The organism is Lysinibacillus xylanilyticus (genome assembly GCF_001183605.1).
Lineage (GTDB): Bacteria > Bacillota > Bacilli > Bacillales_A > Planococcaceae > Lysinibacillus > Lysinibacillus xylanilyticus.
In genome coordinates, this window is sequence record NZ_LFXJ01000005.1 from 1,346,982 (window position 1) to 1,373,162 (window position 26,181).

Here is a 26,181-nt window from a genome sequence, read left to right on the forward strand (position 1 = left end):
CCCTGCAGCGAAGTGGATGTTTTCTGTGCGAAAGCGAAGCGACAGCAACAAATGTTTTATCTGTGCGAAAGCAAAGCGACAGCTACAAATGTTTTATCTGTGCGAAAGCAAAGCGACAGCTACAAATGTTTTATCTGTGCGAAAGCAAAGCGACAGCTACAAATGTTTTATCTGTGTGAAAGCAAAGCGACAGCAACAACAAAAGCGGCTCATCGGACGCCCCCAGGAAGCTCTGCTCTGTGCGAAAGCGAAGCGCCAGCAATTGTTTTATCTGTGCGAAAGCAAAGCGACAGCTACAATTGTTTTATCTGTGCGAAAGCGTAGCGACAGCAACAACAAAGCGCCCAGTCGGAACGGAAATCAACCACACGTTATAGTGATGTTTCAATTTAGAAAATATTGATAATTGGAGATGATTGAATGGGATATGTTCGTGAAAAGTTAATGATTACTACAGAAAGACTCGTTCTTAGATTATTTCAAACATCTGATGCAGGAACAGTTGCGAAGCTTTGTAATAACTATAATATTTATAAAAGCACCATGTACCTACCTTTCCCATATAGTTTAAATGATGCATTATCATGGATGGAACATCATTACGATAATTTTACAGAGGATATTTCATACGAGTTTGCAGTTACAGATAAGGAAACTGGAGAATTATATGGAGCAATTGCATTATCGAATAATAAACATTTTAATCAAGGGGAAATAGCCTATTGGATTGGCGAGGAGTATTGGGGAAAAGGCTATGCCACGGAGGCGGCGCAGTCAATTGTAAAATTTGCTTTTGAAGAAAAGAAACTGCATAAAGTGTTTGCCCGATATTTTTCATCAAACCCTGCGTCAGGTAAAGTAATGGAGAAGATAGGCATGAAACAAGAAGGAATTTTAAAGGAACATATCATTAAAGATGGTAAATATGAGGATTTAGTATATTATGGAGTAATTAACGAATAGCTTAGTTTCTAATAAATTTGGTCTTCCTCCCCTTCATACTGTGTAACTTCTTTTACATCAAACTATTAATATAAAAAGTGGCTTAAGAATTCTTAAGCCACCAAAATAGCTCTTATAGATAATCCACAAACCAATCTCTAATGTATTCTAGTCTATTGATTCTTAACGTTGGTTTTCCGCTCCTTGAAAGCTCATGATTAGCTTCAGGGAAACGAACAAATTTTGTTTCTTTTTTACGATGTTTCAAGGCGATAAATAATTGCTCTGCTTGTTCAATCGGACAGCGATAGTCTTTTTCGCTGTGTAAAATTAACAGCGGCGTCTCCACATTGTCCACATATTTCAGTGGCGAATGATTCCATAGCTTTTCTATATCGTCTAGTCCCGCCAGGATTTGCCAGTCATTGAAGTAATAGCCGATATCACTTACGCCGTAAAAGCTAATCCAGTTAGAAATGCAACGTTGAGTAACAGCTGCTTTAAAGCGATTTGTATGTCCGACAATCCAGTTTGTCATGAAGCCCCCATAACTCCCACCTGTAACACCGAGACGTTCTTGATCAATAAAATCATAGTGCTCCAATGCATAATCAACTGCTGCCATTAAATCATTATAATCATTGCCGCCATAATCACCACGGACTGCATCAACAAATTTTTGACCATATCCATGGCTTCCACGAGGATTCGTATAGAGAACCGCAAAACCTTGTGCAGCTAGGATTTGGAATTCATTAAAATATGTGTTGGCATACATAGCGTGCGGACCACCGTGGATTTCAAGAATAAGTGGATATTTCTCCCCTTCTTCATAGCCAATCGGCTTCATCATCCAGCCGCTTACTTTCCAGCCATCTGCACCTTCATATTCAACCGCTTCTGGAACAGACAATTCTCTCGTCTTTAAAAATTCTTCATTAACTTTAGTAAGCTGTTCTTTCTCACCAGTATTTAAATTCACGGAAAATAGATCGCCAGGATTTGTAGTAGTGCTAATTGCGACTACCGCTTTATCATTTTTATAATCAAGTGAAAAACCATATACATACTGATCATCATTTATTGCTGGATATAATTCTCCTGATAGATTACCAAAATAAATAGCTGTATTGCCGTGATCTGTCACTTGGAAATAAAAACTTTTATTATCCTCCAACCATTGTACACGCGGAGCCACAACACCTTGAAGGAAATCACCAACGACAAAATCACCGACTGGCGCGTCAAATTCACTTGTTATACATGTCGTATTGCTATTTTCCAAATCATAAATCCATAGCTTTGCTTGTGTCGCATTTTCAAATTCTCTTTCACTTCCAACATAAGCAATGTAGCGGCTATTCGGTGACCATGATGTTTGATAAAACACCCCTGTTCCTTCCGTAAGCTTGCGACCATGTTTCGTTTCTAAATCCAATAAGTAAATATCATTTATAAATGAAAAATCTAGATCCTCTGTTAAGTCAGCAATGTAAGAAAGATATTTCCCGTTTGGAGACCATTTACCAAGCTGTAAATCATGTTTCCCTTCCGTAACTAGCTCTAATTCTCCTGATTCAAGATGAACAATTGCAATTTGTGAAAATTGCTCCATATCAATAAACCCAGCAGAATCTGATTTATATTTCATCTTTTCTATTTCAAGTGGTTTTAGTTCTTTGTCTTCTTTTTGATTCTTTTCAGCTTTATCATCAATGTTTTCATCTTTACCAAGCTTGACAGAGAAGGCAATTTTCTCTCCACAAGGAGACCAAGTAGGCGATGTCGCACCGTTTTTACAATTAGTAACTTGTTTTGCTTCCCCACCAGCTTTAGAAAGCACAAAAATTTGTGGCTTGCCATTTCTCGTTGACACAAACGCGATTTTACTGCCATCAGGAGACCAAACAGGTGAACTCGTTTTATCTTCACCAAATGTCCATTGTCGAGGTTTTTTTTCATTCAAGTTTATGTAAAATAAATTAGACACATAGTCCTTTTTCTTCTCATCAATATGAGTCTCTACATACACAACTTCTGTTCCATCAGGTGATAGTTGTGGATCTGCCACCGATTTTAACTGAAATAAATCTTCTGGTTTTATCCCTTGTTTCAATGTCATATTTTATAGCCCCTTTGTGTGAAAATTTCATTACTTTGTACAATATTTCGACACCCTAAGTATTATTCCTTCTTTTAAGAAGAAATTGTTTTTTCATCCGAGAGGATACGGTTAATTTGCTACCTCTAAAAAAACGTAGCTGCTCCGCAATAATACGAAGAGCTACGGATATAATTTATTTCAAGATTGAATCTGAGATAAGTGGTTGTGCACCCATTTGAGTAACGACATATGCAGCAACTTTCGTGGCAAAATCGATTGAACTTCGAAGTGACTCTCCCCTGCATAGTCCTACTACCAAAGCTCTATTAAACGCATCTCCCGCTCCAGTTGTATCTATCGTTTCAACACCCAACGCTTGAACCCAGCCACTTTTTTCATGGTTCATATAAAAAGAGCCTTTAGATCCAAATGTAACGACGTTCCAACCCCTTTATCTAGCAATAAACTACAGCGGAGCGAATATTTTCTTCAGTCTTACTCATATCGGCAGTATCCTGACTTAGGATTCATCAGCTTTACACCTTCCCATAACGTAGCTACAGTGGCATCTGTATAGACTCTCCATTTACAGTTGTGGGACATCGACAGATTTGCACCAATTCATCTTATTTATTTTAATACAAATAATATTGATAGACTCGCGCACAAACACTTTATTCGAAATATTTTTCAACTCAATTCTGTTACAATATTGATAGATGAATTAATAGAAACGAGGATTTTTTATGCATATAACAATCGGGGTACTCGCTCATGTGGATGCAGGAAAAACAACATTTTCTGAGCAGTTACTATTTCATACAAACAGCATTCAAGCCCGTGGACGAGTGGATCACCAGGATACATTTCTAGATAACCATGAACTGGAGCGTCAGCGAGGCATTACGATTTTTGCGGAGCAAGGTCGCATGTCGATTGGAAATGATACGTATTCGTTAATCGATACACCCGGACACGTCGATTTTTCTCCAGAGATGGAACGTGCTATTCGAGTTATGGATTATGCCATTATTATTGTTAGTGCAGTTGAAGGACTACAAGGTCATACTGAAACAGTGTGGCAACTTTTACGCCAATATCACGTCCCTACCTTCTTCTTTATTAACAAAATTGACCGTGAAGGGGCAGATGTTGAAGCCGTTATGGCACAGCTTCAAAAGGATTGCTCTGAGGATGTACTATTCGTAGATGAACCGCTCCGTTCGGACTATGTTTCAAATCACATGATGGAGTGGCTTGCTGAACGTGATGAACAACTTCTCGATGCTTTTCTTAATGAGAAGTTGGATAGCTCTAGCTGCCTTACTCATTTACATACGATGATTAAACAGGAAAAAGCCTTTTTATGTTTTACTGGCTCTGCCTTAAAAGATATTGGAATAAAGGAATTCCTTGCACAGCTCCCTCTACTTACAAAGACACATTATAATAACAAAGCTCCATTTCAAGGTGAGGTGTTTAAAATTCGTCACGATGGGCATCAACGCTTAACTTTTATCAAAGCATTGCAAGGAACGTTACACGTGCGTGATGAGTTTTCATTTGGTGAAGTGACAGAAAAAGTGACTGAGATTCGGCTATACAATGGTAGCCGTTATGTAACAACTCAAGAGGTCGAAGCTGGGGAAATTTTCGCAGTAAAAGGGATTAGCCAAGCAAACATCGGCGATATCATTGGTTATTCAGGTAACCCGCAGCCCTATGAGTTAGTACCGACTTTACAGGCAAAAGTACAATACGAAGGCGATCAGCATATAAAGGAAGTTCTAAAAATCTTCCGTACACTTGAAGCAGAAGAACCGTCATTACGTGTACTATGGCATGAAAAATTTCAAGAAATTCATGTACATATTATGGGTGTCATCCAACTTGAAGTTCTTATCGAAGTACTTCATAAACGCTTCTCGCTAGACATTTCATTTAGCGAACCACAGATTTTGTATATGGAAACGATAGCAACAACTGTGACAGGCTATGGTCATTTCGAACCTTTAAAGCATTATGCAGAAGTCCATTTATTGATGGAGCCAAATACACGCGGTACTGGCAATACATTCGTCAATGCTTGTCATGCGGATGATTTATCGGTTGGGCATCAACGACTCATTGAAAAACATCTATTCGAGCGCGATCATCATGGGTTGTTAACTGGATTCCCTGTGACAGATATTCGCTTCACTCTCTTAACAGGACGCGCACATATCAAACATACAGATGGTGGCGATTTCCGCGAAGCAGCATTCCGTGCATTACGGCAAGGGCTGGAGCAAGCAGAAAATGTATTACTAGAGCCGTATTACCGCTTTAAACTTAAAGCTCCTAGTGATTTTATCGGCCGCATGATGACTGATATTCAACAAGCCGCTGGAACATTTGACGCACCAACCTTAACTGAAAATGATGCGATTTTAACTGGTCGAGCACCCGTCGCAACTTTTATGAGCTACAGTACAACCTTTGCCGCCTATACCAATGGTAAGGGCGTACTTTCTCTACAATTTGATGGCTATGATGTGTGTCACAATAAAGAAGACATTATTACGCAAATTGGCTACGACAAGAATGCCGATCCTGAATATACATCCTCTAGTATTTTTTGTGCAAAAGGCAAGGGCTACTCCGTTCCATGGCAGGAAGCGCAAGCTGCGATGCATTGTATTGACTAAATTCATAAAAACAGGACATGATTTGTTTTCTCATTATCCTGTTTTTTATGTTTCGTGGGGATTTACTATACTTTCATGGGTTACTTCTAGCTTAGCGCGAGTATTCCACTCTCTTCCTCGAGTATTCACTCTACTTCCGCGAGTATTCGCTCTGCTTCCGCGAGTATTCGACTCTCTTCCGCGAGTATTCGCTTTGCTTCCGCGAGTATTTCACTCTCTTCCGCGAGTATTCACTCTACTTCCGCGAGTATTCGCTCTACTTCCGCGAGTATTCGTTCTCTTCCGCGAGTATTCGCTTTGCTTCCGCGAGTATTCGCTCTACTTCCGCGAGTATTCGACTCTCTTCCGCGAGTATTCGCCTCTCCTCCGCGAGTATTCGCTCTACTTCCGCGAGTATTCGTTCTCTTCCGCGAGTATTCACTCTACCTCCGCGAGTATTCACTCTACTTCCGCGAGTATTCACTCTACTTCCGCGAGTATTCCACTCTCTTCCGCGAGTATTCCACTCTCTTCCGCGAGTATTCGCTCTACTTCCGCGAGTATTCGCTTTGCTTCCGCGAGTATTCGCCTCTCCTCCGCGAGTATTCCAACCCCTTCCGCGAGTATTCCAACCCCTTCCGCGAGTATTCCAACCCCTTCCGCGAGTATTCCAACCCCTTCCGCGAGTATTCCAACCCCTTCCGCGAGTATTCCAACCCCTTCCGCGAGTATTCCAACCCCTTCCGCGAGTATTCCAACCCCTTCCGCGAGTATTCCAACCCCTTCCGCGAGTATTCCAACCCCTTCCGCGAGTATTCCAACCCCTTCCGCGAGTATTCCAACCCCTTCCGCGAGTATTCCAACCCCTTCCGCGAGTATTCCAACCCCTTCCGCGAGTATTCCAACCCCTTCCGCGAGTATTCCAACCCCTTCCGCGAGTATTCCACTCTCTTCCGCGAGTATCCACTCTACTTCCGCGAGTATTCCAACCCCTTCCGCGAGTATTCACTCTACTTCCGCGAGTATTCCACCCATACGCGGGTATCCATCTTCACCTAGCGCGAATTTATTTCACAATGCTTGTACAGCTTTCTGTGCCTGTTTGAACATACGATATTGAGACTCCACAACAACGTAACTATGCGAATTAGAAAAATCAATTAAAACCTTGCCAGGTTGACTTTTCAAAAGTTGTAAATTATCCATCAATTTTAGCAGTAGCTCATGACCGTTACCTCGTGGGTGCCAGTTTAAATGATAATCATTTAGTTCCTTCACAGCTTCTAAAAATTGTTGATACTCTCGCTCTACAAAATTGATCAGTTCTTTGTTTTTATCAGCTACCTGTGATAGATCCTCTATATATGTTTCATAAAAGCGCATCACTATCGAGCACAGTAAATCATTGACCCGAGCAGCACTTAATATTGGCTTAGAAGCTTGGGAAAGTCGCTCTAAATTTGGTTTTGCACGAGTCGAATCAATGCGTGTAATTAAATGATAATGCTCACCATTCACCTCATACACAATTGGATTTGTTGGCATATACATCATAAAACTATTTGTTTTTGTTTTAAGCTGATCTGTTATATCCGCCTTTGCAAAAAGATGTCCATTAATATTTTCATTTTGAATCCAAATAATATCTTTGTTATATAAAATTTGCTCAAATAATCGTTCATTACTAATAAGATTGCTAGCTATTAATTGATCAACAAGTGATTCTATAACCATTCTTGTTGTAGCTTTCTTAGTAACTTCAGTGCGTGGTTGCTTACAAATTTTCATATCTAAATATTGCGATTGCTGTGCTGTACATACATGAATATTCGTCATACGTTCATCCTCTTTTCGTACATATTTTCAAAACGGAAGTCATCAGTAAAAAAAGGATTTCCCATTAACCGAGGAAATCCTTCATTCTATCTTTTTCGTTCATCATATACTGTCAAACAATGCCCAAATATGAAAGAATTAGCTCGACAGCAAATTCCTTCTCTTATCTTGGGCGTTTGACGTGCAGCGACGAACAGAACATTCTGTTTTGTCAACATGCCACCTCCTATTCCTCGTAGGGTTATGGTGTGTACTCATAATAGGCAGGTATCCTGACTTATGGTCATCGCTACTTTTCGCCTTCCCGTCGTTAAACAGTGGTCTATGAAAAGTCGCTCACATTTACAGTTGCGGGACAGTGTCGGATTTGCACCGACTTCCCTTTTAAGTAAATTGCACGCAATTTACACCTATTACTCCACGCTATTCAGTTGTCATAGGAATCTAGTAAATCTACATTCCTTATTGATTATTAAAATTAATTGTAAATGAGTGTATTTCCAAAGTCAAATAACACAATATATTCCAACATCTTTCTTACATGGTAATTGAAGAACGTATGATATTTAAGATAATAGATCAAACAGATTTATAATTAAAAGACCGATATTTCTTAAGCATTTATAATACATAAAGATGCTAGCGAGGTAATTTTATGATTTTTTCACTAAACAAAACTTACCCCACCATCAGCAATGATATTTTGTCCAGTTATATAAGTCGCCTCATCAGACATTAACCATGTCACGACTGCCGCTGCTTCTTTAGGTGTTCCTATTCTACCCAAAGTATTTAGATTATTATATTTATCTTCGAGCCTTTTTGCTTCTTCTGCTGATAAACCTTCAAATTTACTATCGATCATAGAAGTTTTAATCGCACCTGGTGTGAGAGTATTAACTCTTATTCCTTGCTTCCCGTATTCATGGGCAACACACTTTGTTAGAGTAATGATACCACTTTTACCAGTAGCATATGCGGTAGTACCTGGTGAGCATAAAAAAGCATCAAGCGAGGACGTATTTACGATAGAACCCCCTCCATTTTCTAACATTGCTCGAAGCTCATATTTCATACAAAGCCAAACACCTTTTATTGTGGCACCCATCATGTTATCAAAATCCTCTTCGCTAAATTCATGAGTGAGTGCTGTTTTACCTTCAGTATTTCCAGCATTATTAAAAGCAAAATCTAATTTACCAAAAGTTGATACGGTTTTATGGACCATTTGTTTTACTTCATTTGATTTACTTACATCAACAGATAAATACATGACATCGGAATGTATTTGCTTTAGACTTTGTAAAGCTGCCTCTCCCTTTTTCTGATTTCTTCCTACAATAACTACTTTCGATCCCTCTTGGGCTAAACTTTGGGCAACGGCTAATCCGATTCCTGAAGTCCCGCCGGTAATTAAAGCTACCTTATTTTCAAACCTCATATGATACCCCTCCTTTTTAAATTCATTAATATTCTGCCTACTTTATTTGTGAAGGACAGTCTAAATGTACTTTATTTACACGCAGGTGGTTGAGGATTATGACCTTTCATCGCTTTCTCATAATCCTCCTTATTTATATGAATGATTTCTAATAGTTTGTTATCAAACCCAACATACACGAGAATAACCGGGTCACCATCTTTGATGTTTGATAAATCACTACCATTTACATTTTTAGCATCTGGCGACCAAACATTGGTATAACTTGCTGACCTTTGTTCACCAGTAATCTAATCTAAATTTATGTCTTTAATTGCGTAAATTTTTATATCTTTAGGTAGCCAATTAAGATTCATTTCATGGTCTGTTCTTTCTTGGTCAAATGTTGTAACGTAGAAAAATAGGTTACCTTGTTTTACTTTATCCCAGTTAGAATACGCTTGGATTTCTGACAAGTGCGAAAACATTGGATAACCTAAATCACTTTTATTAAAGAATATTGCCGCATCTGCAGTATTCTCTTCTTCTTGCATTCCCATAATATAGCCGCCTGTAGTTGCTATTGATAGTGCTAAAACACTTGCTAGTACTTTACCTTTGATGTTCATTAAAATCATTCTTTTATTTGTTTTATTGTCTTACAAGGTCTTGTTACTTTTAAATAAATTTTACCATATGTTAATTGGTGTTTAGTTTCAGATTTGCACAGAAGAACTAATACAACTTCGGAGCTTTTCGCAGTTTAGTTGCTTGTTCAAATGAATATGCGAGTTTTATTAGTACGTCCTCACTAAATGCAGTTCCTGCGAACGTTATGCCAAACGGTCTCCCATTTTCCATATACCCCGCTGGGACGGCAATTGACGGATAACCAGCCTTTGCACTAATTGTCGAGCCTATATATGATGGAAAGATAATCGCATCTAATTCATATTTTTTTAATGTATAATCGATTCCTTGTTCTTGAGAAAAATACAAATCCTCTAGTTTAGCATTTAAATAGTCAGAATCTCTTAACGTGTTCGATAATTTCTCTCTCGATTCCAATTTATCCTGACCATATTTTAACGACTTTCCTTTTGAACGTTTATTAAATTCGATTAACTCAGAGATAGAATGTACAGGCATGTGGGAAGGTAGGTTGACAAGGAAATTATTTAAACTATGCTTTAATTCATATTGTGGTACTCCCCATTTCCAGTCTCTATGGAAAGAAGGAATATCAATGTCTTCAATAATAACGGCTCCTTGCTCTCTTAAAACTTGAATTGCATTTTTAAAAAGTGTTTCGTCATATTCTCCCGAGTCATAATAATCGTTTGAGGCATTATTATACACTCCAATTCTTGCGCCCTTTAATCCTGTAGTTTCTAAAAAGATTGAGTAATCTTGATGTATCCTTCTTTTACTTTTATATGTAGCGACATCTTCTTTATCTACTCCTGTTAATACTCCCAATAAAATAGCTGCATCTGTTACTGTTCTAGCCATTGGCCCTGCTGTATCTTGAGAGTATGTAAACGGAATAATGCCCTGTCGACTAATGAGCCCTACAGTCGGTTTTATGCCGACTACTGAATTTGTGATAGCCGGACTTAAAATTGAGGCATCTGTCTCCGTTCCAATTGATAAAACAGCAAAATTCGATGCCACCGCTACTGCCGACCCAGAGCTGGATCCTCCCACAAAAAGTTCTGGATCGCCGTAAGGATTTAGTGTTTGTCCACCTCGAGAACTATAACCCGCCCACATCGTACTAGACATAGCGTTTGCTAATTCAGTCATATTTGCTTTCCCTAAAATAACAGCACCTGCTTCACGGAGCTTTTTTACTAGAAATGAATCCTGCTTAGCTAAATAATTTTCTAATGCTATTACGCCTGCACTAGTGTGCATAAAATCTTTCGTTTCGATATTGTCTTTTAAAACAACCGGAATTCCGTGTAGAGGTCCTCTAGCCCCTTTTGTTAATCTTTCCTCATCTAATGCTTCAGCAATAAATATCGCTTCAGGATTAATTTCAAGCATTGAATTAATTTTCCGTCCACTTTGGTCATGCTTAGCAATTCTGTGTAAATAAAACATAGTTAATTCTTTTGATGTAATCTCACCATGTTCCATAGCTACCTGAATATCTATAACTGACATTTCTTCTCTAAGAAAACTATTAAAACTTATCCCCATTCATGTTCCCCTACCCTTCTTTCAAAATTATACCAACAAATTCAATTTAATCCCAAAAAATATTCAAACTATTAGTGTTTCAACATTAATTTTAAAGTCCTCTCAGGCACGCTTGTGACGGATGCTCATGTACGCTAACTCAAAGCTCTGCAATTAGCCCAATCTAATGGCTTGAGTGTATACATATAAACTCATAGACACATAATGCTTTGAACGCTCTCATTTGTTCGCATTTAGCAAATAACAAGTAATTCTATTTGTTGCGGATTATCCAATTAACTACCAAATCATTATCTTCTGTGCTACACTCTCTTTACAAATAAAATTAAAAAGATGGGATGGGGATCATATAAAAATGCTTAGAGGCATTTGGGGTATCACAATGTGCATATATGGCGTGTCTTTATATATCAAATATTTTCAAAAAGTCAGTGAAGGATGGAATATAACCCTTCATTTTTTATCAGGGAGTTTATGTATTGTAGGAATTTCATTAATTGTTCAAGCAAGAAGAATGCATAAATAATTCGATGCCCTAGCAATGACACATTAATCTAAGGCCATGTACCTCTTATGTACAAATCACACAAGTCCTTTTTAATTTCATACATACCTTTGTAACACGACATCGTTCACATACTTATGTAAAAATAATTTCATTTAGTTAAGAAAAATAAATAGATGAATTGTAAAAACGCTGAGCAAATGTAGATTTTCAATCGGAGTTTCATGGAGAATTTTATGCTATTATGAAATGGAACCATCAATTTAATATACTTGGATTTAGTAAATATATTAATAAAAATGAAATATGAGTACTAATTGAAGGTTATCTCAAGCTTAAATGAATTGATTTAGAGTATGATAGACAATTTGGGAGAATACAAACATTAATGATTCCATTACAACTTATAAACGATACTTTTTAAGTCGGTGGAACACTATTTCCGTAAGCGACATCGTTGAAGACCGAATTAAAAAAATTAGGCTACCTTTCATTGAGAGAATTCGTAAGAAAGATAGTCTAATGATGATGATTTATGGGTGCACCTAAACACTATGGCTATTTTAGAAAACCATTCTTTTCTTGTTGCCACGTAAACAGAATTGTGAACTATTCATTGCTTTCTTTACTTATCGCAGGATTTAAAACCATAAGCAAAACAATAATACTTCCAAATATTGAGATTCCTAAAAATAGATTACTAATTGAAAAATGCGCTAAAAGGGTTCCGGTTAACAATAAAGAAATTGGTTTACTTGATTCTAGTAATACACGCATCGTACTTTGTGATCTACCAAGGACTTCTCTAGGCACTTTAATCATAAATAGAGTTTGTAAGATAATGCTTGCAAAAATACTTCCTAGACCTGCAATTGATACCATTAGTGCTACTACCACAATATTTTCTACAAAAGCAAGTGTAGCAAATGCACCTAATAATAAAATTAAACCCAGTATCATTGGTATTATTTTTTTTGTTTTACTAAAGAAGTTTATAGTTAAAGAACCAATTAGTATTCCTATTGCGAAAGCAATTTGTACAATGGCTAACTCAGAGGCGTTTTTTACAAACATAGGGAAAAGTATTGAGACTGGGGCTAACATAAAATTAATTAATACTAAGTAAACTATCATGCCTCTTAATATGGGAACAGCAATAATTGTTTTTAGTCCTGTTTTTAAATCAACAGAAAAGTTTTTGAAATTTAATTTTGTTTCAGATTTTTCTGTCAAGGATTTTTGCTTAATGAAAGCAATACAAATCAAAGAAATAAAAAATGTTGCTGCGTTAAATATAAATGCAGTTGGAAGACTATAAACTATTAGAACTCCTGCTATAGCTGGAGCTAACAATCCAACTATTGTTTGAATTGTTGCAGAAAGGCTCTGAGCACGAGCCATCAAATGCTCTGGAACAATTTTTCTAATTGCAACTGTTTTGGCAGGAGAGAACAAGGCATTAAATGAAGAAGTTATAATTGTTGCAACAATTAACATCCATGGACTTAAATAACCCCCGATCAATAGTAAAGCTATCGATAATATTACAAGTCCACGAAAAATATCTGCTATAAGCATGTATTTTTTTTGATTTCCTCTATCAACCAATACTCCTGCGAATATACCAAAAATTATAGTAGGTATGATCTCTCCTGCTAATACGAAAGACATTAGTACAGCAGAGCCTGTTAAAACTTTCATTGTCCATATTAATGTTAAAGCATATACACCATCTCCGATTGCAGAAACAAGCTGACCAGCTATTAACAAACTATAATTTTTAATCGCAAAAAGGGCTTTATAACTGTCTTTTTTTTCATCACTTTCAACGATGTCTTTACTTAAATTAGATTCAAGTACTGTTTTAGACATTATTTACCCCCTTATAAAGTGTTATTACTTTGTAAAATCATTATCTACCTAAAAAATTCACATAATTAAAAGTCCAGACGTAATGTTTTAAAATATTTTAATTTCACATCTTATGTTGTCTCTTCTAATTTTTTGTTCTTATCAACAATGATTCGTATCTCGTTAAAAATATGTTCACCTATCGGGCTTAATTTAGCTGATTGAGAAATTACTGCTATCCCTTGTTCTAACTGCTGCAGAACTAGTTCTAGTCTTTCTGAAATACTCGCTACAGGATACACCTTGTATAGTCTCTCTAACCACATAGCTATTCGAGTAAATGCAAAAACACCATGATATACTCCTTTCATTGGTCGAAGATCTTCACGCCATGGGGAGTTGAATTTCTCAGTATGTTCATTTAATACAATTGGATCAATTACAAAGAGTTGTTCTAATCTAGAATGGGCACATTCATGTACAATATTTTCGGTAACCCATAAAAAATCATTAGGATGATGAGACAGGAAAATAGCATCTGGGAGTAGATTTGCAGTGAAGCCACCAAAAGCATCTGTATCCATAATTGCTATTAATTTGATGTGACTAGTTATCTCCTTATAATACTCTGGCCAAATTTCTGCAATTAATTCTAGACATGATTTATAATACAAATGATCATTCATAGTAAATTCAATATTACTTAACAAATTATTTTCATTACTTTTTCGTATATTTAAATCTCTAAAATTATTTGTTAAGCATTTACTAATTAAAGGATCAGAAAAAGTTAACGAAATGTCGTCTATTGTCTTTAAACTGTTTTTTTCAATAGAAAAGTCTGCATTCCCAAAATAAGGAGAATTAGTATTATTAATTGGAATTTCTGCAACGATTTCTGTACCTATGTTAATAGTAATATTATTTACATGGGTTGAAATAAGGTGATAAGTACTTTTTTCTGGTGTATTTATTACGTAATTTAAGCCTGGAAATTCGATTACACCTTCAGAAGTACTTAGAATAACTGTCTTTATTTCTATTCCATTTTTTGCACATGGTAAAATAAAATAGCTAATGAATTTTTGAATATTTTCAGAAGTCATTAACTTGCTAATTAGTTCTGATTCATCTAATTTATAACTCAAACCATTTGAAACATATGTTGTTAGGTCAATAGCAAAATAGTTTAAACCAGGGCTATAGATAGACGTCAAAAATACTTGATTATTTAAACTTTCTTTCAAAGTTGTCAGAACATCTACAGATACTTCCCCCGTTTTTTCTATTGCATTAATTATATTATTAATCCTTTGATAAAAAGGTCTTAAACTTAACATATATATTTGGTCATTTTCCATTTGAGAAGGTTGTAAAAAAGTTAGCATTTTTCCTCACCTCAATTTTTAATTTTGAAACAATGCTACGGTAAAAGTATATGGAGCATCTTCAATTTCTTGATGTGAATCAATTTCAGCTTCAAGTTCACGAAGCCTCAGTATATATTCTTTTACTTTTGATCTAGGAATTCTAGCTTTAACTAATGAAAACTCAGCTGGTGCCAGATCTGTAACTGCATTTACCATTCCGTTTTGTACTTCATCAATCATATAATTAATCATTTTTATTTTTTCCATCTCATCCGAATTCTTACTACTTAATCGGATGCTAAAAGAATTAACATCAGCTTTATAAGCATTTTCTACAAAGTCTTCTTTTGAATTAGTACTATCAACAAAAACCAAATCATTCTTTTCCAACATTTTTATAATATAATTTACTTTCGCCAAAGGTATACCTGTTTGTTTTGAAACTTCCGTTGCTGTTTTTGAAACGATAGACAGGATGCTTAAAACTTCCATTCCCCCAGCATGTAATATAGTATCAAGAAAATCCGTTTGATTATTTCCGAAATCTGCCGAATTTAACATAGTTTCACCCTCTTTCTAAAGTAAGGATATTAATGACTCAGAATTTGTGCCAACTGCAGATAATGCCATGTTAGATTCGTCACACATTTCATTAGCAACTTCACGCACTTCTTCTTCAGTTATACTCATAAGCTCAAAGACTTCATTATCTACAAAAAAATCTTTATTATATAATGCATATCTTCCTGTAGTATTAAGATGCCTAACGGAATCATTTGGAATTTGTAACGTTGATGTAATACGTGAAGCTCGTGCACGCTCTAGCTCCTCACTAGTTACTCCTTTTCCCTGAATATCTTTAACTATCTCCATTACTACATTGAAACATTCATCTAATTTTTCCTTCTGACAATTAAGATCAATTGCCAAATAGCCACCCAGACCGTAACTCAGAGAGTAAGAGTATATTGAATAAACAAGCTCTCTTTTTTCTCTTAGTTCTAAAAACAATCGTGATTTTAATCCATCACCTAAAATGTCGGATAAAATTGCCATTGCATATTTTTTACGTGATCGAAAGGATGGGCCTACAAATGAAATTGTTAAATTAACTCTATCAGAATTCCCAATTCCTGTAACACTAGGTGATACTTCAAGCATCGGTAGTGGGTTACTAACTTTATTATTTCTCCAAAAATCAAATTCTGTAGCGATTTTATTTATTATTTCATCTGGATCCACATTTCCTTGAATCACCATAAGGGTGTTACTCGGTGTATAGTATTTTTCAAATCTACTCTCGATGTCCTCTTTAGTAAATCGAGATATATTTTCTTGATTTCCTATAACGAATAAACCTAATGAACGCTCTCCCCATAATGTACGCTCTGAAAGCTCTGTTTTAACTTTAGAGGAAGCAAAATATGTATCGGCTTCTTGTAAGATAATAGCTCTTTCATGTTTAATTCGTTCTTCTGGAATATCTCTAAATTTCACAATATTTGACAACGCTTTAATTATATCGTTACTATAGCTGGTTTGAGATGTAATACAACATCTTGTCATCTCTTTTCCTGTATAAGCTTCATATCTTGCACCATTATCCAATAAATCTCCAACCATCTGTTTAGCTGCAACATTCATATTTTCATGACTAAAAGCCATGTGCTCAATAAAATGAGATATCCCATTATTATGAATTGTTTCGTCTTTAGAGCCGTGATTTACAAACATGCCAATTGACAAATTCCGCGATTGTTTAGTTTTTCTAACTACTACCTTCATACAATTTTCAAGCATGGCTTTAGAAATGGACTCGTAATACAAGATACCCCTCCTATATAATAAATGTTATTTAAATTCAAGAAAGGAAACTAGTTCCCTTTCTTGAATTCAAATATGTAGTGCTTAAACGCTTACTGAGATAGAAATTACAACTCCTTGTTCTCCTGCTGCAATTTCATCAGTAGCTTTTTCAATTTCCTCAACTAATTGAGAATTGTTAATAATTACTTCACCATCATTATTAACTTTAAAAACATCTGGTGTTAACATAATTTGTTTTTTTTCTGTCATGATAACTCACCTCCTTTCAAATAAATACGACTTCTTTAGAAACGTCTTTACGCTTATTCTCATTCCATTCTTTTATTCTAATAAGAGAAGCTTTTTTAGGACTGTAAATATTTGTATTCAAAACAATATTAATCAATTTCCCATCTTCCTCTAAAACAATCCCTTTATTTATAAAATCTAGAAGAATATTATTTAAATCCTCAATTGTAACTGAATAGCCAGCACTGACTACTTCTTTATGAGCACGGGTTATAGTACAAATTCCATCTAATGCTATTAACATTTGACGCTGTTCATCCTTAAGTACATAAGTTTGAATATTGTTTTTTTCTCTAAGATCCATGATTATTAATTGGTGACCATTATCAACATAAAACAAATCGCTATATGGATGGACTTCTGTCCAATTTAATACCGCTTTTCTCATGCTGATTGTATACTCATCTGGATTACAAGGTACTGAATAGTCAAAATCAAAATGGTAAGCTAAATTGTCAAGTCCAGATTGATCTATCTGACTATAAATATATTTATATGGCCACATTGCCCTGACATTCGTTATTCCATTTTCTTTAGAGTCATTAAAATATGGACTAAATCGATCTAATCGAATTTTTGAAACACCCCCAGGAGGAGTTAAATGTTGGATTTTCCCGATAATTTTATGAATATTCTTATATTCCTCCGGGTTCTCCCCAGGAAAACCATATAATATATTCCACACCGGATAAATACCAAATTCTTTAGACCATTTTAAAAGTTGAATATTCTGTAACATCGAAATACCTTTGTTCATAAGCTTTAGTACAGATGTTTGAAGACTTTCAATTCCAGGCTGAATAGTTTTAAAATTTGCATCCCTAAAAAGCTCGATTTGACTTTTCTTAAGATTAGCCTTAGTCTCATAAAACATATCTAAATTGATATCCTCTTCTTTTAATGACGGTAATAAACTTTTGAAATAGTTCATATCGATTATATTATCAACTGCAGTTGCTTTAGATGTATACTTCTTATACTTATTACTTTGTAGCATTAATTCTTCTAAGACTCTCTCTGCAGATTTACTTCTAAAATTTAAATTCGTTCCATTTAGACCACAAAAAACACAGTGATGTTTTTGCCCCCACCAACATCCTCTTGATGATTCAAATAGAAAACGAGAATGGTGTACTTGATCTTTATAACTATACGAGAAAAATTGTTCAAAATAATCAGAATATTCAGGTATTGGTAATTGATCTAAATTCATTACAGATGGTGAACTTGGGCGTTTTTTATTTTTCATAATATATTCTTTATCTTTTTGCAAAAAGATACCATCAATATCATTTGAGATTACTCCATTTTCATTCCATTCTGAGATAAAGTCCACAAATGAGTAATCCCCTTCGCCTGAGCAAATTGCATCGATAAAAGAAAATTGTTTAAGAAGCTCCATACCCATTGTTTCTTCACAATTCGCCCCACCAAACATAATAAATTTATCAGGATATTTTTCCTTTAATTTCTTAGCAAAGCTCAATGAAGCTACATTCTGTTCAAACACACTAGTAAAGCCTATGATATTGTATTCATCCCAATCTAGTTCTTCTAAACAAGAAAGAAGAAAACCTTCTACATAGGACCTAACAGTTCTAATTAATTCAAAATCTTCATTTTTATTTTGCTTAAATTTAACTTTTGCTTCTTCAATGTATAAGTCTAAAGTATCTTCACCAAATAATGACTCTGAAAAAACAATTTCTCCTGCTAGTGCATTGCTAGAAAATACATTTCCTTCAGAAATAGAATTATATAATTCTGTGGAAATTAAATCTGCAAACTTCAAATTTAAGTAATGTATATCACAATTAATGTTTTTTCTCTCTAATCCTGCTTTAAGCAAACTTAAACCGATTGATGGTCTATATAACGAAGCGAATGGCATGTTAATAAGCGCTACTTTCATAATATTCCTCCTTATATACATTGAATTTTACGGAATTTATACTATCGATTTTAATTTTCTTAATCCTAAGGTATATAGTGTTCTACAAAGAATAACTTTAATGAACTACATTAAACCCATATTACTGCACTTAATTACCATTTTATATACATTTTATTCCACTATTGGTAAAAATATTATATATTCTGACTTTTTCTTTTGCAATACTTTTTTTAAAGAAAAAAGTAATTTTTAAATATTTTACTAAAGCCTGTCTATCTAGTTCCTGTTAAATAATCTTTTTGTTTCTCAATTAGTGAAAACTATGTAAATATTAATCCAATACATACTATTAATATGTAATTTAATTGGTAAATATTCATAAGTGATTACTCTCTAGTAACTTTTTTATCAATGCAGTCAAATCAGCACGTCATGCTGTACACTTAATCCCTTCTTTATTCCTTTTTTCAAAAATACTAATTGATAACAAATGATATCTATCATTAAAGGGTTCTGATAGCTGATTATCGTATATAGACTGATTCCTTGAAGAGTCTATCGGAACCGATATGATAAAGTTCTATAGATTAGCAATAGAAGTAGCATCTGAAATATTACATTTGGAAATGTAATACGCGAAAAATATAAAAGATGCTGTTGCTACTATCGTAGAAATGATGTTTATGATTTGCATAATTTTTTTTGACGATAAAAACTGAATTTCCGCCTTCTTTAGTATTTAATTCCGATGCTATTAACGGAGAAAACGGCTCGAGGCTTGTACACAGGATAGAGAGCAGAACGTAAAATTTAGAAAAAATTCAAAAGGCTATTTCGCAGTAAATTCCCTCTGCAAAATAGCCTTTTTTAAATTTCTTTCATTACATATTATTGTCCACTAAATCTCTGTGTAAGCTTTTGTAAATTTTCAGCTTGTGCACATAAGTCTTGTGACACTACCATGCTTACCGCTTGCATGGAGGCACTTTGCTCATCCACTGACTGCAGAATGGCCTCTGTATAATTAGATAAGCTATCCATCCCATTTGCAATTGTCGATACTAATTTTGTAACCTCATTCGCGCTACTTGAAAGCTCTTCAGCTGTTGCGGAAATATCCTCGAGTTGGTTCGTCATTTTGCTAACATGCTGAGAGATTGTGCCAAATGACTTTGTAGCCTCATCAATGACATAAACGCCCTGTTGAACGTTTTTCAAGTCCTCTTCGACAGAGGTAGCTACTTGTTTTGTATCGCTTTCAATACCAACAACAAGCTCAACAATTTGAATAGCTGAATGCTTAGATTGCTCTGCCAGTTTGCGAACTTCCTCTGCTACTACTGCAAAGCCTTTACCATGCTCTCCAGCACGCGCTGCTTCAATCGCTGCGTTTAATGCTAGTAAATTCGTTTGATCTGTAATAGCTGTAATCATGTCTGTCATAGATTTGATATCTGTCATTTTTCCTGATAATTGCTGCATTAATTCACTTGTTTTTTCAGTAGAAGTTGAAATAAACTCCATTTGATTTTTAGCTACGTGTAAAATTTCCGCACCGTTGCCTGCAATGTCATTTGCTTCTTTTGCATGATCAAATACATCTTGCGTTGCCACGGTAATACGTTCAATGCCATCAGCAGTTTCCTGCATAGCAATAGCACTTTCATTTGCAGACTGTGCTGCTTTTTTAAGACCCTCAGTCGTATTTTCCATTTGAGAATCAACCTCGTTAACTGCATCTGTAATTTCATTTGTACTTGCTGATAGCTCCTCTATGCTCGCTGATAAATCTGTAGAACTACTCACAATATTTTGTGACATCGTATGTAATTGTTCTTTCATCTCTAAAAACGCTTTAGCTAAGTCTGAAATTTCATCATTGGAATTAATTTCAATCGTAGCAGTACGCAAATTTCCATCTGCGATTGCTTGAGCGGTTTCTGCTAATTGATTAATAGGCTTAATAATTTTAAATTTTACATAGAAAATACAAGATAATGTCATAGTTATACCCATTACTGTTAATACAGTGGATAGCCATTCTAATTTAGTAAAATTTGCTAGGTCTATAATTAGAATGACACCCATAAGAACATTTAAAGTAGTAAAGCAAATTATACTTCTTTTCCGTAAACTCATACTAAATTCCCCCAACTATAATATTACTCCAACGTAGTTATTATAGTTTAATTCTCCTGAAATTCATAGAAAAAAGCCCAACTTTTGTAAGATAAATGAATTATAAAACAGAAAGTGCTTTTGTAGTATAGAAAACCATTGTTTCAATAAAGGTGTGATATAAAAGTATGACCTTCAGCAAAATGAGGAATCCACGGGAAGCTTGATCAGCAATAAAAACAAGCTAGAGGAACAATTAAGTAATCTTCCACCCCAAGGGATTAGCGTTAGAGGAACAACGGCTAAAACCATCACGTCCTGTGATAACGTCTTCGTGACCAACATCGTGCTGTGTTACGCTGCCGCTACGTTATCACTACTTTTCGCGCAAAAAACATCTGTTGGCTCGAGGCCCTGGAGCCAACCTTTCGAGTGAAGCGGCTCATAGTACGCCCCAGGAAAGCGCTCAGTCGGAACGGAAATCAATTATCCGTTTTGCGAATAAGCCATGCTAATTTGTTTTTACAAAAACAAAAAAGCACTTTGCTCTAGACAAAGTGCTTTTATAATAAATTATTTTAATTTCATAATACTTGATCCTGCGATACCTGGATGTGTCATCTCATATGGATCTAGAATTAAATCTAATTGTTCTTTCGTTAGCACACCTTCTTCAATGCAAAGCTCACGAATTGAACGACCAGATAAAATTGCTTCACGCGCAATTCGTGCAGCTACCTCATAGCCGATATGCGGGTTCACTGCTGTTAATACACCAACGCTTTTTTCCACATATTCTTTCATGCGGTCTTCATTTGCTTCAATATCCTTCAAGCAATTTTGAGTAAATGCTCGGAATACGTTATTCATAATGCTAATAGATTGAATTAAGTTAAAGACAAGTACAGGCTCCATAACGTTTAATTCTAATTGTCCTGCTTCAGATGCTAAAGAAATCGTATGGTCATTACCAATTACTTGGAAAGCAACTTGGTTCAGAACCTCTGGCATAACAGGATTTACTTTACCTGGCATGATAGAAGATCCTGGTTGACGAGCTGGTAAAATGATTTCCCCTAATCCAGCACGTGGACCAGATGCCATTAAGCGAAGGTCATTAGCGATTTTCGATATATTAATCATACAGATTTTTAATGCGCCTGATACTTCTGTATAAGCATCTGTATTTTGTGTTGCATCCACAAGGTGTGTAGCGCCTTTAAGCGGCAATCCTGAAATTTCAGCTAGATGTATATCAACTGATTGAATATAGTCAGGGAATGCATTTAAACCTGTACCAACAGCTGTAGCTCCCATATTTACATCATATAGATTTGGGCGAGTTTGGCGAATACGAACAATATCACGAGTGATAACACGGCAATATGCTTCAAATTCTTGCCCTAATCGAATCGGAACAGCGTCTTGTAAATGAGTACGTCCCATTTTAATAACATGCGCGAATTGTTCCGCTTTTTGGTGGAACACCGCTTGCATATTTTCCATTGTAAGAAGTAGTTCATCTATCAAATTCAACACAGCAATATGAATTGCTGTTGGGAAAGCATCGTTTGTTGATTGTGACATATTAACATGGCTGTTTGGGCTAATTGTTTTGTAGTCCCCTTTTTCTTTGCCCAAAATTTCTAAGGCACGGTTAGCAATAACCTCGTTGGCATTCATATTAATAGATGTGCCAGCTCCACCTTGGATTGGGTCAACAATAAATTCAGCATCCCACTCGCCGTCAATAACTTCTTGTGCAGCCTCGACAATTGCATCTCCGATTTCTGTTGAAAGTAGGTGTACCTCCATATTACTCAAAGCAGCTGCTTTTTTTACAATACCCATTGCTTTAATAAGAGCAGGGTGGATTGTATATCCTGTAATCGGGAAGTTTTCAGTCGCACGAAGCGTTTGAATCCCGTAATAAGCATTGTTTGGTAAGGCACGTTCACCTAAAAAGTCTTTTTCTATACGTTGTGTGGACATAATTGTCGTCTCCTTTTATGTAATACTCACACTTGATAGTAGCTAATAAATGCACTATTGTAAACAGTCATTTGTCTGGAAAATGAAAATTTCCATGAAAAGATATTATTATTCCCTAAAAACCAAGCACTACTTTGAAACTAATAAGACCAGTAAATGGACAAGATGGTTAATATATAGACTTATTCTGCATTCATCTCACCACCTAAAGCGGAGTAAGAATTATGTATCTATCGCTATGCTTTCAGTACAAAAGACATTTGCTAGAAGCAAGTTAAAGGGTTAGAAGCAAAAAAACCTTATATCAACAGGATCTGAAAAACAAAAAGTAAAACTTAAACCAGTGTTATTAATCTTCACCAATCGTACTACTACAATGCGAGATAATTATTCCCAATCGTTCATTTATCACAATAAAAAAAAGCTGAACTAATTGTTTGTGTTAGTTCAGCTAATAATCAATTATTCATCTGCAAAATTGCGTCTGGAATCGGCTTTGTGCTTACACAAGGAACCCCTAATGTGTATTAAATGCTTATTCGGTTCTAAATGATTATTTATTAGAAGAAACTGTAAAACGGCTATTAACATGCTTTGGATTTTCAATTTCATCTAAAACAGCAACGGCATAATCTGCATAGCTAACATAACTTTCACCAGCAGCATTTACTAATAAATGATCTTCTCCAGTAATATAGCTACCTGTACGTGGACCTTCTGGATCAAAGAAAGCAGATGGGCTTAAAAATGTCCAAGTAATTGTAGATTGTTGTAAGTCACGTAGATTCTCACCTTGGTTTTTAGCTGTCGCATAAAACATTTCTGGAAAATCTGGTGTATCCATTACTCGAACAGTTTTTTCTGGGTCTACAAACAGACTACCCGCTCCACCGACAACAATTAATTTTGTATTGATTCCAGTGAAAATATCAATTAAATGACGGCCAGTTTTCACATGTAATTCCTCCAGACCAAAAGGAGCCCCAAACGCATTTACGACTACGTCAAAGCCTTTTACATCTTCTTGAGACAATTCAAATACTTCCTTTTCAATTACAGGAATATTTGCCGTTACTTTTGAAGCTGAACGTACAATCGCAGTTACTTCATGACCACGCTGTAGTGCCTCCTCTACAATTTTTTGTCCTGCTTTCCCTGTTGCACCAATTACTGCTATTTTCATAATTAATTCCTCCAATTTTTCATTTGTAACCATTTTAGTTACAGGTTAGATACAAAAGACCGACTTCGTTGATTTTAACGAAGTTGATCTAGCACATCCTGTAAAGTTTGTGCTTGTAGTTGTTCTTCCATTGCATGCCAAACAGATGTATAAACACCTTCCAATGTCCGTTGGATTTTTCGACCAACTGTACAATCCGGATTTGGCTCATCATGAATCGCAAATAACTGCTCTGGCCCATCAATCGCATGGTAAAGGGCTAATAGCGTTAAATCTTTTGGTTCCACTAAAAGTTCATAACCCGCAATACCCGGTTGTGATGTAAGCAAGCCCGCTTTTTTTAGCACCCCGATCATTCGTCGCACGACCACTGGATTTGTATTCACACTACCTGCGATGAAATCAGACGTCAGCTGGCTTTTGTCAGATGTTGTTGCAATAAGCGAAAGTATATGGATCGCTACCGAAAAACGACTGTTCACCATATGTATCACCACCTGTTGTAACTAGTATAGTTACAGGTTTAAATAAAAGCAAACAAATTGCTCTACTTACACCTGTATTTATTTTTTGTATTTTTACGGAGTATTATACGATGGTTATATTTTCTTTACGTAAATGACTAATTCCTGTCGTATTTCTCCATCTTGCTCATAAAAGTCTAAGTTATGAAATTCATACTTAAAATGGCCAAGTGGAAACGTCACACTTTCCCCCTGAGCCGCAGCTAATATGCCTGCCACATCATGTGACACCATTTGTAAAAGCTCTGTACCTAAAACCGAATCTACAAATATCACGTTCATTAATAAACACCTCCTCAACTATTATAGCTTAGAAGGCGCTTACATTTACAGTCTTTCTTTATAACGATTCAGGCGAATTTCCTCAATGACTTGCATCATTTTATGTATTTGCTCCTGTGTTAATTTTGTAGAGATGTGTGGTAGCTCATATTGATGAATAAATTCCTCTTGTTGTTGAGGAGTATTCGTAAGCCATTTCGTCCTTAAACGCTGCTCACGCCCTCTTCCGTCTATTTGAAAAATCAATGATCTCCTCACATCAGTCACCTCTAAATTTTTTTATTAGGACTTCCAGATTAAAACTTATATCGGAAAAATTTTCATAAATTTAAACATTTTTCACATAAAGCGCTAGAGAATTTGGCACTATACAAAATATAGGTTTTTTATTTTGGCGTTTTAACTTGCGCTTTGGCGGGAGTAATCGGCGCTTTAGGGTTCTATCCACGATTTCGAGGGCTCTATCCACGATTTTGGCGGTTCTATCCACGATTCTGCTGGTTCTATCCACGACTTCGGCTCTTCTATCCACGACCTCGAGGGCTCTATCCACGATTTTGGCGGTTCTATCCACGACTTCGAGGGCTCTATCCACGACTTCGGCTCTTCTATCCACGATTTCGAGGGCTCTATCCACGATTTTGGCGGTTCTATCCGTCGGTTGACCAGTTCTTTCTGTCGCTTTGGCCTTTTTATCCGTCGCTCTCATTTCTTTCCGTCACTTTACCGGGTCTTTCCGTCGCTCTGCCCCTGTTTTCCGCCACTTTACTACTTTCCGTCGCTTGGCCGGTTCTATCCACGACTTCGGCTCTTCTATCCACGATTCTGCCGGTACTATCCACGACTTCGAGGGCTCTATCCACGATTTTGGCGGTTCTATCCGTCGATTGGCCTGTTCTTTCCGTCACTCTGACTCTTCTATCCGTCGGTTGACCAGTTCTTTCCGTCGCTTTGGCCTTTTTATCCGTCGCTCTCATTTCTTTCCGTCACTTTACCGGGTCTTTCCGTCGCTCTGCCCCTGTTTTCCGCCACTTTACTACTTTCCGTCGCTTGGCCGGTTCTATCCACGACTTCGGCTCTTCTATCCACGATTCTGCCGGTACTATCCACGACTTCGAGGGCTCTATCCACGATTTTGGCGGTTCTATCCGTCGATTGGCCTGTTCTTTCCGTC

General features: G+C 36.1%; 24 protein-coding genes, 1 pseudogene and 2 riboswitches. Of the genes and pseudogenes, 4 read left to right on the plus strand and 21 right to left on the minus strand.

The window, feature by feature from the left end:
• Positions 1-25 precede the first annotated feature (25 nt).
• The gene (locus ACZ11_RS09315) at positions 26-403 is read left to right on the plus strand and encodes a hypothetical protein (RefSeq protein WP_049665515.1); all 378 of its coding nucleotides are present in this window, start codon (positions 26-28) and stop codon (positions 401-403) included.
• Between the two features lie 17 nt (positions 404-420).
• Entirely contained in the window at positions 421-963 is a 543-nt protein-coding gene (locus ACZ11_RS09320; protein WP_049665517.1) for a GNAT family N-acetyltransferase, read from the plus strand.
• Positions 964-1,075: 112 nt separating this feature from the next.
• Here ACZ11_RS09320 and ACZ11_RS09325 read toward each other — a convergent pair whose 3' ends face one another.
• Entirely contained in the window at positions 1,076-3,064 is a 1,989-nt protein-coding gene (locus ACZ11_RS09325; RefSeq protein ID WP_049665518.1) for a S9 family peptidase, read from the minus strand.
• Positions 3,065-3,239: 175 nt separating this feature from the next.
• Positions 3,240-3,473 (minus strand): annotated as a pseudogene (locus tag ACZ11_RS09330) (PfkB family carbohydrate kinase); the annotation flags it as partial.
• A 62-nt stretch (positions 3,474-3,535) separates the two neighbouring features.
• Positions 3,536-3,716, minus strand: a riboswitch (cobalamin riboswitch).
• 76 nt (positions 3,717-3,792) lie between these two features.
• Here ACZ11_RS09330 and ACZ11_RS09335 point away from each other — a divergent pair.
• Both ACZ11_RS09335 and ACZ11_RS25735 read left to right on the plus strand, forming a co-directional pair.
• Positions 3,793-5,733 (plus strand): elongation factor G, encoded by a 1,941-nt coding sequence (locus ACZ11_RS09335; protein WP_049665521.1) that lies wholly within the window; start codon positions 3,793-3,795, stop codon positions 5,731-5,733.
• Between the two features lie 297 nt (positions 5,734-6,030).
• Positions 6,031-6,771, plus strand: coding sequence for a hypothetical protein (locus ACZ11_RS25735; protein ID WP_152911496.1), 741 nt, complete (start codon positions 6,031-6,033; stop codon positions 6,769-6,771).
• A gap of 12 nt (positions 6,772-6,783) precedes the next feature.
• Here the strand turns inward: ACZ11_RS25735 and ACZ11_RS09345 are convergent, their stop codons facing one another.
• From ACZ11_RS09345 to ACZ11_RS26285, 19 genes are all read right to left on the minus strand, one after another.
• Positions 6,784-7,548, minus strand: coding sequence for a hypothetical protein (locus ACZ11_RS09345; RefSeq protein ID WP_049665524.1), 765 nt, complete (start codon positions 7,546-7,548; stop codon positions 6,784-6,786).
• 245 nt (positions 7,549-7,793) lie between these two features.
• Positions 7,794-7,977, minus strand: a riboswitch (cobalamin riboswitch).
• A gap of 238 nt (positions 7,978-8,215) precedes the next feature.
• Positions 8,216-8,989, minus strand: coding sequence for an SDR family NAD(P)-dependent oxidoreductase (locus ACZ11_RS09350; RefSeq protein WP_049665525.1), 774 nt, complete (start codon positions 8,987-8,989; stop codon positions 8,216-8,218).
• Positions 8,990-9,279: 290 nt separating this feature from the next.
• Entirely contained in the window at positions 9,280-9,597 is a 318-nt protein-coding gene (locus ACZ11_RS09355) for a hypothetical protein (RefSeq protein WP_049665527.1), read from the minus strand.
• 106 nt (positions 9,598-9,703) lie between these two features.
• Positions 9,704-11,173, minus strand: coding sequence for an amidase family protein (locus ACZ11_RS09360; protein WP_049665528.1), 1,470 nt, complete (start codon positions 11,171-11,173; stop codon positions 9,704-9,706).
• 1,114 nt (positions 11,174-12,287) lie between these two features.
• Positions 12,288-13,550 carry an MFS transporter gene (locus ACZ11_RS09365; protein ID WP_049665530.1) on the minus strand — a complete coding sequence of 421 codons (1,263 nt, stop codon included), beginning with the start codon at positions 13,548-13,550 and terminating at the stop codon, positions 12,288-12,290.
• 110 nt (positions 13,551-13,660) lie between these two features.
• Positions 13,661-14,917 (minus strand): aKG-HExxH-type peptide beta-hydroxylase, encoded by a 1,257-nt coding sequence (locus ACZ11_RS09370; protein ID WP_049665533.1) that lies wholly within the window; start codon positions 14,915-14,917, stop codon positions 13,661-13,663.
• 18 nt (positions 14,918-14,935) lie between these two features.
• Positions 14,936-15,460 carry a winged helix-turn-helix domain-containing protein gene (locus ACZ11_RS09375; protein ID WP_049665535.1) on the minus strand — a complete coding sequence of 175 codons (525 nt, stop codon included), beginning with the start codon at positions 15,458-15,460 and terminating at the stop codon, positions 14,936-14,938.
• 15 nt (positions 15,461-15,475) lie between these two features.
• Positions 15,476-16,726, minus strand: a complete 1,251-nt coding sequence (locus tag ACZ11_RS09380) for a M16 family metallopeptidase (protein WP_049665537.1) — start codon at positions 16,724-16,726, stop codon at positions 15,476-15,478.
• Positions 16,727-16,807: 81 nt separating this feature from the next.
• A complete protein-coding gene (locus ACZ11_RS26280; RefSeq protein WP_157804074.1) occupies positions 16,808-16,975 on the minus strand; it encodes a hypothetical protein in 168 nt (55 codons plus the stop codon).
• 16 nt (positions 16,976-16,991) lie between these two features.
• On the minus strand, positions 16,992-18,926 hold the full coding sequence (locus ACZ11_RS09385; protein ID WP_049665538.1) for a RiPP maturation radical SAM C-methyltransferase: 1,935 nt from the start codon (positions 18,924-18,926) through the stop codon (positions 16,992-16,994).
• Positions 18,927-19,796: 870 nt separating this feature from the next.
• Positions 19,797-21,047, minus strand: coding sequence for a methyl-accepting chemotaxis protein (locus tag ACZ11_RS09390; protein WP_049665540.1), 1,251 nt, complete (start codon positions 21,045-21,047; stop codon positions 19,797-19,799).
• Positions 21,048-21,599: 552 nt separating this feature from the next.
• Complete coding sequence (aspA, locus tag ACZ11_RS09395; protein ID WP_049665541.1) at positions 21,600-23,018, minus strand: aspartate ammonia-lyase; 1,419 nt, start codon at positions 23,016-23,018, stop codon at positions 21,600-21,602.
• Between the two features lie 553 nt (positions 23,019-23,571).
• Positions 23,572-24,201: an NAD(P)-dependent oxidoreductase gene (locus ACZ11_RS09400; protein WP_049665542.1), complete on the minus strand. Its 630-nt coding sequence runs from the start codon at positions 24,199-24,201 to the stop codon at positions 23,572-23,574.
• Positions 24,202-24,275: 74 nt separating this feature from the next.
• On the minus strand, positions 24,276-24,686 hold the full coding sequence (locus ACZ11_RS09405) for an Rrf2 family transcriptional regulator (RefSeq protein WP_049665544.1): 411 nt from the start codon (positions 24,684-24,686) through the stop codon (positions 24,276-24,278).
• A 114-nt stretch (positions 24,687-24,800) separates the two neighbouring features.
• Positions 24,801-25,007, minus strand: coding sequence for a hypothetical protein (locus tag ACZ11_RS09410; RefSeq protein ID WP_049665546.1), 207 nt, complete (start codon positions 25,005-25,007; stop codon positions 24,801-24,803).
• 45 nt (positions 25,008-25,052) lie between these two features.
• Entirely contained in the window at positions 25,053-25,253 is a 201-nt protein-coding gene (locus ACZ11_RS09415) for a hypothetical protein (RefSeq protein ID WP_049665548.1), read from the minus strand.
• An 82-nt stretch (positions 25,254-25,335) separates the two neighbouring features.
• Positions 25,336-25,716, minus strand: a complete 381-nt coding sequence (locus ACZ11_RS09420) for a methyl-accepting chemotaxis domain-containing protein (RefSeq protein WP_049665549.1) — start codon at positions 25,714-25,716, stop codon at positions 25,336-25,338.
• Positions 25,700-25,984, minus strand: coding sequence for a hypothetical protein (locus ACZ11_RS09425; protein ID WP_049665550.1), 285 nt, complete (start codon positions 25,982-25,984; stop codon positions 25,700-25,702). The genes ACZ11_RS09420 and ACZ11_RS09425 overlap by 17 nt, the downstream gene beginning before the upstream one ends.
• Positions 25,968-26,181 (minus strand): hypothetical protein (locus ACZ11_RS26285; protein ID WP_049665552.1); only part of this gene is annotated, 214 nt, incomplete at its 5' end. The genes ACZ11_RS26285 and ACZ11_RS09425, both read right to left, overlap by 17 nt.